The sequence below is a fragment of the Nitrincola alkalisediminis genome (genome assembly GCF_009821115.1).
Lineage (GTDB): Bacteria > Pseudomonadota > Gammaproteobacteria > Pseudomonadales > Balneatricaceae > Nitrincola > Nitrincola alkalisediminis.
Window position 1 is genome coordinate 478,885 of sequence record NZ_VYTY01000001.1, and the last position, 13,199, is coordinate 492,083.

The window sequence follows — 13,199 nt, forward strand, 5'->3', positions numbered from 1 at the left end:
GTTTTGTTTATTTAAGCTTTGACGACATCAACGAAATAAGCATCTTTCCCGTCGATTTTTTCTCTAACCAGTCCATGAACATCGGTTTCAAAGCCTGGGAAGAGAGCATTGAAATCGCGAGCAAATTTCAAGTAGCGAATAATCGTATCGTTGAACCGTTCACCTGGCACCAGTAAAGGAATACCGGGTGGGTAAGGGGTAACCAACATTGCGGTCACGCGTCCCTCTAATTCATCAATCGAAACACGCTCAACATCACGATGTGCCATTTTTGACCAGGCATCTGCAGGTGTCATGGCTGGCTCAATGTCAGACAAATACATTTCGGTCGTGACCTTGGCAACATCATAATCCTTGTAGACATTATGAATTTGATGACATAAATCACGTAAGCCAATGCGCTCGTAAGCAGGGTACTTCTTCGCGAACTCCGGCATAATGCGCCACATGGGCTGGTTATGGTCATAGTCATCTTTGAACTGTTGGAGTTCGGTGACCATTGAGTTCCAGCGACCTTTGGTAATGCCTATGGTGAACATGATAAAGAACGAGTAGAGCCCCGTTTTTTCAATGATGATACCGTGCTCAGCCAAATACTTGCTTACGATGGCTGCTGGAATGCCGACCTCGTCAAACTCTCCAGCTAAATTAAGCCCGGGTGTGATAATGGTGGCTTTAATTGGATCCAGCATATTAAAGCCCGACTCAATCTTACCGAATCCATGCCATTTATCATCGGCATGAATCACCCAATCATCACGATTACCGATGCCTTCTTCGGTCAGGTACTCAGGTCCCCAGACTTTGAACCACCAATCCGCGCCAAACTCTTCATCCACCTTACGCATAGCGCGACGGAAGTCCAAAGCTTCTAAAATGGACTCCTCAACCAACGCGTGTCCACCCGGTGGTTCCATCATCGCGGCAGCTACGTCACAGGATGCAATGATCGCATACTGCGGGCTGGTAGAGGAGTGCATCAAGTAAGACTCATTGAAGCGGTGCGTGTCCAGCTTACGTGATTGTGCATCTTGAACCAGAATCTGAGAGGCTTGTGATAAGCCTGCCAACAACTTATGCGTTGATTGGGTGGCAAATACCAAAGTGTTCTCTGAGCGAGGACGGTTTTCACCAATCGCATGCATGTTGTGGTAGAACTCATGGAATGAGGCGTGAGGTAGCCAAGCTTCATCAAAGTGCAAGGTGTCGATCATGTCGCCCAGCATTTCTTTGATGGTCTCAACGTTATACAAAACACCATCATAGGTGCTTTGTGTAATTGTTAGAATACGTGGTTTTTTGTTGGCTGATTCCCGGGCAAAGGGATTTTGCTCAATTTTTTTACGGATGGTTTCTGGATCGAACTCGGATTTGGGTATTGGGCCGATAATGCCGTAATGGTTGCGAGTCGGCATTAAGAACACCGGAATCGCACCTGTCATAATGATCGAGTGTAAAATCGATTTATGGCAATTCCGGTCAACAACCACAATATCACCAGGCGCCACAGTCGAGTGCCAAACCACTTTATTGGATGTTGACGTGCCGTTGGTGACAAAGAATAAATGATCAGCGTTGAAAATGCGTGCTGCATTCGCCTCACTTGCCGAAACAGGGCCCGTATGGTCTAGTAGCTGTCCAAGCTCATCAACTGCATTGCAGACATCGGCGCGCAGGAGGTTTTCACCAAAGAACTGGTGAAACATTTGCCCTACTGGGCTTTTCAAAAATGCAACGCCACCCGAGTGTCCGGGGCAATGCCAAGAGTAAGAACTGTCGCTGGCATAGTCCATAAGCGCTTGGAAAAACGGCGGTGCCAGACTGTCCAGATATTTGCGTGCTTCACGAATAATGTGTCGAGCGACGAATTCGGGTGTGTCCTCAAACATGTGAATGAAGCCATGGAGCTCTCGTAAAATGTCATTTGGAATGTGACGAGAGGTGCGTGTTTCTCCGTATAAAAAAACGGGGATGTCCGCATTACGCTTACGGACTTCGATTATGAAATTTCGAACAGCTTCCAATGCATGACCATTTTGCTCATCGGCAAATTCTTCATCATCAATTGAAAGAATAAAGCAAGAGGCACGGCTGGCTTGTTGGGCAAAGGACGTTAAGTCGCCGTAGCTGGTAAAGCCAACCACTTCCATACCTTCTTTGCCGATTGATTCAGCAAGGTCACGTATGCCAGAGCCAGAGATGTTTTCGGAACGGAAGTCTTCGTCAATAATAATGACCGGAAAACGAAATTTCATTCATGTCGCCTGTCGTTAGAGGGTTTTATGGCATTGTCCTTCTTTAAAGTGACAACTCTGTTAAAGAAAGCCTGGAAACAGCCTTATGTAACTCAGCTATTTTAGGTGATTACTACCTCAGCTGCTACCGCTCTGAAGATACATTCGGATGCTATCACTAGCAGCGATTGGATTTATGAGCTACAACTAGACTAGCACTTAACACATATTTTTGCTAAAAAAGGGATGAATCGGATAAAATGGAAAAAACAGAAAATTAGGAGTTTGCAATGCGACGTATTTTTTTGGAGTTTATCTGTGTTGTTGCTTTATTGAGTGTAGGCGTTGTCCATGCACAAGCCTTGCCTGAACCTAACGGAGCTGTGATCCTGACGGTTTCCGGCAAAATAACCCATACAAACTTTGGAGATCGTGCGGTTTTTGATCGTGAAATGTTAGAGGCATTGGAGCAGAAAATAACTGAAACCACGACACCTTGGTCAGAAACAAAAGACCGATATGAAGGGCCTTTAGGTCGAGCATTGCTGGACGCGGTAGGTGTGGAGGGGGCCGAGACTATGGTGATCACGGCTTTAAATGATTACAGCGCGGAAGTTCCTGTTAGTGACTTTATGCAAATCGATGTTATTTTGGCATTGAAGCACAATGATGCGTACATGCGAGTACGCGATAAAGGCCCCTTGTTTGTGATTTATCCCTTTGATGATGAACCTAAACTTAAAAATGAGCTTTACTATAATCGCTCTGTCTGGCAGATTCGTGCAATAGAGTTCCGTTGAGCTCTAGCATGAGCATGAGTGAGTAGCAGTGAGAGAATTCGGCTCAAAAACACACATTAAGCATTTTTTGGCGTATGTATTAAATGTTTGGTTATTACCCATATGTGCTGTTGTTTTTTTGCTGGCGTCTCTCGTTTTACTCTATTCTTTGCATGATCGACAAAATCAAGTGCTGAGTGCGGCTCGGGATGATGCGTTGTGGGCCGCTTATCAACTTGACAGAGAAAATCTAAAGTTAAGCACCTTGATTGCTAAGTATCAGCTTGATTTAGATCCGCACACGTGGGATGAACTATCGCTAAGGTTTGAAATTCTATACAGCCGTTTGGGGCTTCTTGAAAGAGGGCAATTAAGCGAGTTATTTGACTCTTCGCCTCAAACGCGTGTCTTGTCCAATCAAATAGTACAGCGTGTACGTGAGATGGATGCCATCTTTGAGAGAGGGGATGATTACGCTAAACAGTCTCTTGCGCAGGTAGATGTATTATCTAAAGATATTTTACGACTGTCTGAAGAGTTGGTTACGCGCATGAAAGGCGTAAGTGCTCAAATTATCATCTCAGATCGCCAATATCAGCTGACCTTGTATGGATATCTTGGTTCATTGGTCATCTTGCTTGCGATTGTTGTGTCAATGATCATTTTTTTCATTATTCGAAAAATGCTTGAAGCAAAACATGCCCGCAAAAATGCTGAGTTATTGGCGGCTGAATTACAACTTACAGCCATTAAGGCGGAAGCCGCCAATAACTCAAAGTCTGAATTCTTAGCCACCATGAGCCATGAAATTAGAACGCCGATGAATGGTGTGCTAGGAATGGTGACCCTTTTAAAAGAAACGCCACTTACGCCTGTGCAGTCCGATTATGTTTCAACTATTTACGGAAGTGCGTCAGCACTCTTAACAATCTTGAACGACATTCTTGATATATCAAAACTAGAAGCTGGCCGTTTTGAAATTGATGATGCTGAATTTGATCTTGTGTCCACCGTGAGTGAAGTAACCAGTTTATTTTCAGTAGCCGCCGCTAAGAAAAACACACGAATTCAGACACACGTAGATGAAGAGGTGAAGGGGATCTATCGCTCTGATGCAGGACGAGTGCGCCAAGTGCTTCTTAATTTAGTTGGAAATGCGGTTAAGTTTACCGATGAGGGCAGTGTCATTGTGTCTGTTAGAAAAGACAAACTGCGTCCGGGGTGGGTATGGTTTAGTATCAAAGATACGGGTCTTGGCATTCCCGATGATGCTAAAAACAAATTGTTCACGGCCTTCACGCAAGCGGATGCATCGACATCAAGAAAGTTTGGTGGCACGGGGTTGGGGCTCGCAATTTCTAAACGAATTGTTGAGTGCTTAGGTGGCAAAATTGGTTTTTCCAGTTTGACAGGAGTGGGCAGTCGTTTCTATTTTACTCTCCCATTAACCTATGTAGCGTCTTCAAATGTCGATGTTTCGAGTCTACCGATCTCAGATCAAATGAAAGCGTTGTTTGATCAGGTATTGGAATCTCAACCGCCTCGTGTGCTGACAAGTGAGCTAAATCCAGCCTTAAACACTGAATCCGAAAACAGGTTGCGTGTTTTAGTGGTCGAGGATAACAAAGTGAATCAAAAAGTGGCAATTGGCCTGCTCTCCAAACTTGATCAGCAGGTATTGATTGCGGAAAACGGTTTGGAGGCTCTGGAGGTACTCGAAAAAGAAAAAATTGATCTTGTGTTCATGGATATGCAGATGCCAATTATGGATGGTTTGGCTGCAGCACGTGCTATTCGTTCTTCAAATAGTTTGTATAAGGAGGTGCCGATCGTGGCTATGACTGCAAATGCAATGAAAGAAGATCGGGATAACTGTTTAGCAGCAGGAATGAATGACTATCTTTCCAAACCCATTAAAAAAGCAGAGTTAGAGCAAATGGTCGAAAAGTGGGGACAGATTGTTATAAAAAAAGAGAGCACTTAGTGCTCTCTTCGAAACGTATGCACTTTTAGCTGCGACGACTTAATGCCGCAATTCGATCATCAAGAGGGGGATGGGTTGAGAAGAGTGCCATTAACCCGTTCTTTAAATGACTGTTGATACCAAACGCCATCATTTGATCTGGCATTTGATCAGGGATGCCTTGTTCCGCTTTCAGGCGTTGTAGGGCGCTAATCATGGCTGCAGAACTAACCAAATTGGCACCCGCTTCATCAGCACGGTACTCACGTTTGCGTGAGAACCAGGAGACAATCATTGAGGCTGCAATACCAAAGATAATTTCAAAGACGATAACCGTAATAAAGTACCCAATGCCACGTCCTTCACCTTCACCCTTGCGCAAGAAGCTATCGACAGCGTAAGCGGCAATTCGAGCAAAGAACATAACAAAGGTATTCACAACGCCTTGAATGAGCGCTAGGGTGACCATGTCGCCATTGGCAACGTGTCCAATTTCGTGTGCCAGAACGGCTTTGATTTCTTCTGGACGAAAACGCTGCAATAAACCACTGCTAACAGCAACTAAAGCATCGTTTTTATTCCAGCCTGTAGCAAACGCATTGGATTGCTGAGCTGGAAAAATACCCACTTGCGGCATTTTGATGCCTGCTTTTTGAGAGAGCTCTGCAACGGTTTCAAGCAACCAGCGTTCTTCAGCCGTGCGTGGTTGCTCGATGATTTGCGTTTTGGTTGCCATTTTTGCCATAAATTTCGATAAAAATAACGAAATGAGTGACCCTGCAAAGCCAAAAACAGCACAAAAAATTAACAAGGATTGAAGGTTCAAGCCCGTGCCGGATAAGTAATGCTCAACACCGAGTAAGTTCAGTGTAATGCTTGCAATGAAAATCACTGCAATGTTGGTTGCAAGAAAGAGGAGTATTCTCATAGTGGCTGTCTATTCCTGTTAGAAGTTGAACTGGCTATTAGATGTGGGTGAAAGGTAAAAGTTTCAAGATAGAAAAGCCGGTTTTTTGAACCGGCTTAGGTGAATCAAAGTGTAGACGAATTAAAGATTGGCAACCTGTGTCTCGATGACACCTCTCAGTTCAAGATAAGGGTCTAGGTTTTCAGGTCTAAAGAAAAGTTTGTAAAACTGTCGTTCCGCCATACGACCTTTACGGCCAGCCTTGTCCTCAGTATAGAGCGCATAGAGATAACTCATTTGGAGGTGTACAACCGCTGTGTGCATGGGCAGTTCAATTTCACGACCTTCAAGATCCACGTGGGTTTTTGCGGCTTTTAGTGTGTAGAAAGAGGCTTCAGCCACTTGATCAAGGTTGAGTAAAAAGTTGGAGGTAACAGGAACAATGTGGCGCTTATCTATGCCATTGTGCTGCATAGAGATACCGAGGTTTTTTTTGATTTTGATAAACATGTTAGATCTGCATCCCTTAATGTGCATGGAAAAAGAAGTATAGGTCAGTCAGATTACAAAAAGCTGAACCTGAATAAACACTATTCAGGCTCTTTTATCATAGCAGTCTGTTTTACTTATTGCTCGTAGGTTTTTAAAAAAACTGCAATTCGTTCAATTGCTTCGATCAGAAGGTCTGTACTGGGCAGAAAGACTAAACGGAAATGTTGAGTGTCATCAAGATTAAAGCCGCTACCTTGAACAATCAGTACCTTTTGCTGCTGAAGCAAGTCCAGTGCAAACTTTTCATCATTGTGGATGGGATAACGCTCTGGATCCAGTTTTGGGAATAAATACAACGCCCCTTTGGGTTTTACGCAGGATACACCGGGAATGTCATTTAGCATTCGCCAAGCCAGCTCCATTTGCTCATGCAAGCGTCCACTCGGAACGATAAGTTCGTTAATGCTTTGGTAGCCGCCTAATGCTGTTTGAATGGCATACTGTGCTGGAACGTTGGCGCACAGGCGCATGCTGGCGAGCATGTCCAACCCTTCTACGTAATCACGTGCTTTGTGTTTTGGGCCGCTGACAATCATCCATCCTGAACGGAAGCCCGCTGCTCGATAGGTTTTTGATAACCCATTAAAGGTGATGCACAGTACATCATCGGCAAGCGAGGCAATGGATGTATGCTCGGCTTCGTTATATAGGATTTTGTCGTAAATTTCGTCAGCAAAAACGATCAGTGAGTGCTCGCGAGCGATTTCCAGAAGCGCCAGCAAGATTGACTCAGGGTAAACAGCGCCCGTTGGGTTGTTTGGGTTAATAATGACAATACCGCGCGTTCGTTCCGTGATTTTACTGCGGATATCGTCTAGATCAGGCAGCCAGTCATTTCCCTCATCGCACCGATAGTGAACAGGGGTGCCGCCTGAGAGGCTAACGGCTGCGGTCCATAAAGGGTAGTCGGGCGACGGAATTAACATTTCATCCGTGTCATTTAGCAAGCCTTGCATGGCCATAACGATTAATTCCGATACACCGTTGCCGATGTAGATGTCTTCGATGCCGACATGTTTGATGGATTTGCGTTGGCACTCTTGCATTACCGCTTTACGCGCAGAGAAGACACCTTTAGAGTCACAATAGCCTTGAGATTCCGGTAGGTTATAAATAACGTCTTTGACGATTTCTTCCGGTGCGTTAAAACCCCAAGGTGCGGGGTTGCCAATGTTCAGCTTAATGATACGATGACCTTCGTCTTCAAGACGCTTGGCTTCCTGCATGACAGGGCCACGTATGTCATAACAGACATTGATAAGTTTATTCGATTTTCGGATAACAGACATCTTGTAGATCCCGAGCTCTAAAGGCGAGGCCTGAGCGTAAAAAATAAGCTAAATAAAATGGGTGTTAGCGGGCGTTTAGCATGATTTGGATGCAAGAAATGACAGACCAAGCGTCCCGATGTAAGGCGCATAATCATACGCCTTACATGGCTAATTTCAATCGGGAACCACGATAAATTACGAGCATGTTGGTTAATTATTATGACAAAGAAAGTGCTTAAAACTGAAGATGAGTGGGAACGTCTTCTCACGCCAGAGCAATTTTACGTGTGTCGGCAAAAAGGAACCGAAAGGCCGTTTTCGGGTGAGCTGTATGCACTGGATCAAGAGGGGCAGTATCACTGCGTATGTTGTCAGCAACCTTTGTTCTCATCGGAGCACAAGTTTGATGCGGGATGTGGTTGGCCAAGTTTTTGGCAGCCTATGGACCCTGTTGCGTTGACAGAGCATGTGGATCGATCACATGGTATGTTGCGAACGGAAGTGACCTGTACTGGGTGTGGTGCACATTTGGGTCATGTGTTTCCAGATGGACCACCCCCGACAGGTCTTCGTTATTGCATTAACTCGGTCGCAATGAGCTTTAAAGCAACCGATACTTAAAAGTAATTCCTTACAGCGACCCTTGAATTAAGTAGCGTGTAAATTCGGGGTCGTTAAACGCTTGCGTGAGCAAGTCAGTCGCCACTTCATTCATGAACTCACGGCTTTTCTGTTCACTGGGCGTCGCTAGGACTTCTTGGCGCTGAGCCGCTTCGAACTTCCCTGAATAGCTACGACGTCCATCGTTAACACTCATGCTCATGCGTATTTCACCCACCAGCTCTCTTCTTACACCGTCGCTGCGAAGAAAATAGGTCACTTGATCAAGTGTTAGGACTAAACGCGCATTGGATGAAGCGCTGGTTTGAACGCCCATACGATTGAGTGTGTTGATCGCGGCTCGCTGAAATTCAGCTGTCATTCCATCGGTTACAGAAATCGTTGTTTCGTTACCAAACCTGTCTGCTAGAGTGCCGATTTTGAGTTGCTGTTGTGGATAGCGTACCTCAACCGATAAGGGCATAGAGGACGGAAGTCTGGGTACTGAGGTGATTTGAGGCTCAAAATAGATGCGCTGTGGCATAGGGCCACTGGTGCATCCGATCAAAAATAGCATCGATAGAAGGATCGTAAGGGATAACGTGCGCACAAATAAATCCTCTAAGCAGTTGTGAGTTCGGGTTCTAAAGCGTTGATGAATTCAGCCAGTGAATCCGCGACACATAAATGGGGTGCTTTACCTGGGCGTTCAACCCAAATGCGCCCATCCGCATTGTCAACGCTGATCATCATCTCAGTGTCAGGAAGAGTCAATGCAAAGAATAGTGTCAGGGGGTGTCTGCGCCGCTTTTTTTGCAGAGCATGTCCAATAAAGTTAGCGCGTAGACGTTCCAAGTCATCGTTATTCCATACCTGCAGTAACGAAAGTTTGCCTTGTGCAGTGTTGGCTGTGATGGGATCTGACCAGTAATGACTGTAAAAGTCGATAATGTCAGGGTGTATAGGTGTCTCCAGTGCCTCACTGAGGCGTTCAAACATATCCGTCTGTTGAGTTTGTCGCTTGGGAAGCCATCTGACATCGTCACCTTCTTTACCATCGTCTAAATAGCAAACGCTAAGCCATTCGGAATCATAAGGAACGAGTGGGGCTCCCTTTTCATCGACAAGCTTAAAAAACTTTGTGTAAAAGTGATCAAGTGCATCTTTAACAGGGGAGGAGGTGTTTTGCATCGGAGGCTCATCTTGGGTGGTCATCAATTTGGGTTACTCTAGCTTTGTGGGTGTAAATCAATCAAGTCCTTGGCGCTAAAATCCGTGTTAGTCAGTTGTTGGGTGTTTGTGTTGTATCTTTGGCAGTCTATTGTTTGTATAAAATTCAATCAATTAGGTGGGAGAGTGTTGGGTGCATGTGAAAAAGAATGCTTTTTTTATAAAATATTTTTAGATGTGAAAAATCGCTGGAGGCCTTGTATTTACTCACTTGTTGGGTGTTTTAAGAGTTGAGGCGTAAAAAATATTTAATTTTTTTGCAAAGAAGTGTTTGACAAAGTTCTGAATATCATTAGAATTCGCACCGTCATTGAGGCACAGCAAAACAGCGACAGCCGCAACGACAGCAATACCAGATTACGGAGTGGTAGTTCAGTTGGTTAGAATACCTGCCTGTCACGCAGGGGGTCGCGGGTTCGAGTCCCGTCCATTCCGCCACTGGTATTGAACGTTATGGGCGAATAGCTCAGTTGGGAGAGCACCTGCCTTACAAGCAGGGGGTCGGGGGTTCGAACCCCTCTTCGCCCACCATAACGGAGTGGTAGTTCAGTTGGTTAGAATACCTGCCTGTCACGCAGGGGGTCGCGGGTTCGAGTCCCGTCCATTCCGCCATTTGTGTAAACGTTTTAGTGGTTACCGACATTTTATAATGTCATTCGTTATGGGCGAATAGCTCAGTTGGGAGAGCACCTGCCTTACAAGCAGGGGGTCGGGGGTTCGAACCCCTCTTCGCCCACCATAACGGAGCGGTAGTTCAGTTGGTTAGAATACCTGCCTGTCACGCAGGGGGTCGCGGGTTCGAGTCCCGTCCGTTCCGCCATTAAAATTGTTTATACTTCCAAATGCATATTCCTTCCCAACCATATTCCAATGCTTTGATACGACAGAAATGTCTTGATGTGTCGATTATTCGACTAGATCTGTCCCATCCCCAAATCAGTGGTAATAAATGGTTCAAGCTTGAGCCTCTGCTCAAACGAAGTCTTGCATCATGCACGCGCAGACCCCTACTCAGCTTCGGTGGCTGCTACTCAAATCATCTTCATGCGTTGGCCTATGCAGGTTATCATTATGGTATTCCCACCATTGGTGTTGTTCGAGGTGAAAGGCCGTGTCCGTTAAATGCTACCTTGCAAGATGCAGAGTCTTGGGGGATGGCCCTTCACTTCGTTTCAAGACAGGAGTATCGAAACAAAACCCATCCAGATTTTACTCAAGCGCTTTACGAGCAGTTCGGGGATTTTGAGTTGATCCCGGAAGGGGGAAGTTCTCCCGATGCCGTTTTAAGCTGCGCGAATATCGGGTCCTTCTTGGCGGTCTCTGATTTTGACTATGTGCTGTGTCCTCTCGGAACGGGAGCGACGGCGGCGGGTTTGCTTTTGGGAAAGCCTAAAAACTGCCATCTGATCGTCGTTCCTGCACTTCAAATTAGCGCGCAAGAGGCGCGATCTATGCTGTCTCAGCATTTGGCTGAAATGAGCCAGCCTATGCCTGAGGGATTAACGGTACTGGATGGAACCTTGCCTTATGGGAAGATCAATGCGGAGTTGGCTGCATTATGGTATAAAACCTCACGCCTTTGGGATCCTTTGTATACGCTAAGAATGTATCAAGCGTTTTGTCGACTTGTAATGTCTGATACATTTCCTCAGGGTAGTCGTATCGCTTTGTTTCATACAGGTGGAATGCAGGGGGTGCGTGGCTGCAAGTCGAAGATTGAGAGATTAGCCCCTGAATTTCAAGGGCCATTGCCACTATAATGAAGATAGACTTCTTAACAGTGAGATACCCATGGATAACTTTCGAAACATTGGTTTGATTGGTCGCTTAGGCAGTAAGGCGGTAATTGACACCTTGAAGCAGTTGATTCGCTTTTTGGATGATAAGGGGTTGAATGTCATTCTGGATCAAAAAATCGCCGAGGTGATGCCGGGCCATGGCCGACAAACCAGCAAACAAAAAATGATGGGCGAAATCTGTGATTTGGTCATTGTTGTTGGTGGAGATGGGAGTTTGCTTGGCGCTGCTAGGTCGTTGGCCCAGAGCAATGTTCCCGTGCTGGGTGTTAACCGTGGGAATCTAGGTTTCTTAACCGATATTTCACCGCAAGAAATTGAGGAGCGTGTGAATGAAGTGCTTCAGGGTAAATACAGCGTTGATACGCGCTTTCTATTGGATGTGAATATTCGTCGTAAAGGTGAGATGGTCGGCGAAATGGCTGCCTTGAACGATTGTGTGCTGCACCCAGGCAAAGCGACGCGCATGATTCAGTTTGATTTGTATATTGAAGGGCAGTTTGTGTATACCCAGCGTTCGGATGGGTTGATTATTTCAACGCCGACCGGGTCGACCGCCTATGCCTTATCAGCTGGAGGGCCCATCATGCATCCTAAGTTAGATGCCCTGGTATTGGTTCCCATGTTTCCGCACACCTTATCAAGTCGACCGATTGTCGTGAATGGCAACAGTGAATTGAAAATGGTGGTGAGTGAAGAAAACTCAACCTATCCAACGATTTCCTGTGATGGTCAGTCTGATTTTAGTTTGACCCCTGGTGATGTGATTACCGTTCGAAAAAAGTCAGCCAAGCTAAAATTGATTCACCCCGTTGATTATAACTTTTATGAAACCTGCCGTGAAAAACTGGGCTGGTCATCCCGGCCGAGTTAATGGAGGCACTTAGTGAGCGAGCGAGCGTTTAAAGGCTACGACCTAATTGGAGATATTCATGGTTGCGCCTTAAGTCTTCGAATTCTCCTCAGTCGTATGGGGTATACTCAAAATAAGGGTGTATATTCTCATCCAGAGCGCCAAGCCATCTTTGTGGGGGATATTATTGATCGTGGACCCCATATCCGTGAAGCTCTCCATTTGGTGAGGGACATGGTGGATGCGGGTCATGCCCAAATTATCATGGGAAATCATGAATACAACTATCTGTGTTATTCGACACCTGCGCCGAGCGGTTTTGCGCAAGCCTATTTGCGCAGCCATACCCCTCGTCATGAGCGCATACTGGAACAAACCCTGCAACAGTTGGCCAATTACCCGGAAGATCAGAGAGATTTCTTGCAGTGGTTTGAGCAAATGCCCTTATTTCTCGATATGGAGCGTTTTCGGATTGTGCATGCCTGTTGGCATCAGGAAATGATTGATCGCTTTATTGAGATGAACGGGGGTAACCGGATGAAACGAGGGTTTCTCTTTCGCTCCGCTGTTCAGGATTCGCTGGAATACACCATTATAGATCGATTGCTAAGAGGCACTCATTTAAAGTTGCCCAACGATGAGGTTATGATCAGTCGAGATGGGTTCGAGCGACATTTTTTTCGAACTAAATTCTGGGTTAGGGATCCATATTATCTTGTAGACGTGGTCTTCCAGCCGGATCCTTTACCCTCGCATTTGGCGCGCCTGCCCTTAAGTCGAGAGCAACGAGCGGACTTAATCTGCTATCGAGAAGACCAAAAGCCCTTATTTATTGGTCACTATTGGTGTCAAGGCGAACCGGAACCCTTGGCACCCAATATTGCATGTTTGGACTATAGTGCGGTGAAGTACGGTAAGTTGGTCGCCTATCGGATGGATGACGAAGTGAGAATCCAAAAAGATAAATTTGTTTGGGTCGATGTCGCCCGAGAGTTTGTCTTTTCAGATTAAGGA

12 protein-coding genes and 5 tRNA genes are annotated in these 13,199 nt (G+C 45.7%); 11 read left to right on the plus strand and 6 right to left on the minus strand.

Annotated elements, in window-relative coordinates; translation table 11 throughout:
* Positions 1–11: 11 nt before the first annotated feature.
* Complete coding sequence (locus F5971_RS02275) at positions 12–2,255, minus strand: arginine/lysine/ornithine decarboxylase (RefSeq protein WP_036507038.1); 2,244 nt, start codon at positions 2,253–2,255, stop codon at positions 12–14.
* Positions 2,256–2,524: 269 nt separating this feature from the next.
* On the opposite strand from F5971_RS02275, the gene F5971_RS02280 reads away from it, so the two are divergent.
* On the plus strand, positions 2,525–3,034 hold the full coding sequence (locus tag F5971_RS02280; RefSeq protein WP_036507041.1) for a putative pterin-binding protein: 510 nt from the start codon (positions 2,525–2,527) through the stop codon (positions 3,032–3,034).
* Between the two features lie 28 nt (positions 3,035–3,062).
* Complete coding sequence (locus F5971_RS02285) at positions 3,063–4,997, plus strand: response regulator (RefSeq protein WP_193493793.1); 1,935 nt, start codon at positions 3,063–3,065, stop codon at positions 4,995–4,997.
* 25 nt (positions 4,998–5,022) lie between these two features.
* On the opposite strand, the gene htpX is transcribed toward F5971_RS02285, so the two are convergent.
* From htpX to F5971_RS02300, 3 genes are all read right to left on the minus strand, one after another.
* Positions 5,023–5,904, minus strand: coding sequence for a protease HtpX (gene htpX, locus F5971_RS02290; protein WP_036507045.1), 882 nt, complete (start codon positions 5,902–5,904; stop codon positions 5,023–5,025).
* A 120-nt stretch (positions 5,905–6,024) separates the two neighbouring features.
* The gene (locus F5971_RS02295; protein ID WP_036507054.1) at positions 6,025–6,393 is read right to left on the minus strand and encodes a hypothetical protein; all 369 of its coding nucleotides are present in this window, start codon (positions 6,391–6,393) and stop codon (positions 6,025–6,027) included.
* Positions 6,394–6,509: 116 nt separating this feature from the next.
* Positions 6,510–7,724 carry a pyridoxal phosphate-dependent aminotransferase gene (locus tag F5971_RS02300; protein WP_036507056.1) on the minus strand — a complete coding sequence of 405 codons (1,215 nt, stop codon included), beginning with the start codon at positions 7,722–7,724 and terminating at the stop codon, positions 6,510–6,512.
* Between the two features lie 201 nt (positions 7,725–7,925).
* On the opposite strand from F5971_RS02300, the gene msrB reads away from it, so the two are divergent.
* Positions 7,926–8,327 carry a peptide-methionine (R)-S-oxide reductase MsrB gene (gene msrB / locus F5971_RS02305; protein WP_193493795.1) on the plus strand — a complete coding sequence of 134 codons (402 nt, stop codon included), beginning with the start codon at positions 7,926–7,928 and terminating at the stop codon, positions 8,325–8,327.
* A 10-nt stretch (positions 8,328–8,337) separates the two neighbouring features.
* On the opposite strand, the gene F5971_RS02310 is transcribed toward msrB, so the two are convergent.
* Both F5971_RS02310 and syd read right to left on the minus strand, forming a co-directional pair.
* Positions 8,338–8,916, minus strand: a complete 579-nt coding sequence (locus F5971_RS02310) for a YajG family lipoprotein (protein WP_036507058.1) — start codon at positions 8,914–8,916, stop codon at positions 8,338–8,340.
* Positions 8,917–8,927: 11 nt separating this feature from the next.
* Positions 8,928–9,497, minus strand: a complete 570-nt coding sequence (gene syd / locus F5971_RS02315) for a SecY-interacting protein (protein ID WP_036507369.1) — start codon at positions 9,495–9,497, stop codon at positions 8,928–8,930.
* Between the two features lie 400 nt (positions 9,498–9,897).
* On the opposite strand from syd, the gene F5971_RS02320 reads away from it, so the two are divergent.
* The 8 genes from F5971_RS02320 (at position 9,898) to F5971_RS02355 (ending at position 13,196) form a co-directional block, all read left to right on the plus strand.
* Positions 9,898–9,974 (plus strand) — tRNA-Asp (locus F5971_RS02320).
* A 17-nt stretch (positions 9,975–9,991) separates the two neighbouring features.
* A tRNA-Val gene (locus F5971_RS02325) sits at positions 9,992–10,067 on the plus strand.
* Between the two features lie 4 nt (positions 10,068–10,071).
* A tRNA-Asp gene (locus F5971_RS02330) sits at positions 10,072–10,148 on the plus strand.
* Positions 10,149–10,199: 51 nt separating this feature from the next.
* A tRNA-Val gene (locus F5971_RS02335) sits at positions 10,200–10,275 on the plus strand.
* A gap of 4 nt (positions 10,276–10,279) precedes the next feature.
* Positions 10,280–10,356: transfer RNA gene (locus tag F5971_RS02340), tRNA-Asp, on the plus strand.
* A gap of 79 nt (positions 10,357–10,435) precedes the next feature.
* The gene (locus tag F5971_RS02345) at positions 10,436–11,296 is read left to right on the plus strand and encodes a 1-aminocyclopropane-1-carboxylate deaminase/D-cysteine desulfhydrase (protein ID WP_193493798.1); all 861 of its coding nucleotides are present in this window, start codon (positions 10,436–10,438) and stop codon (positions 11,294–11,296) included.
* A 31-nt stretch (positions 11,297–11,327) separates the two neighbouring features.
* Positions 11,328–12,206, plus strand: a complete 879-nt coding sequence (locus F5971_RS02350) for an NAD(+) kinase (protein WP_193493800.1) — start codon at positions 11,328–11,330, stop codon at positions 12,204–12,206.
* Between the two features lie 12 nt (positions 12,207–12,218).
* Entirely contained in the window at positions 12,219–13,196 is a 978-nt protein-coding gene (locus tag F5971_RS02355; protein WP_036507063.1) for a metallophosphoesterase, read from the plus strand.
* Positions 13,197–13,199 lie beyond the last annotated feature (3 nt).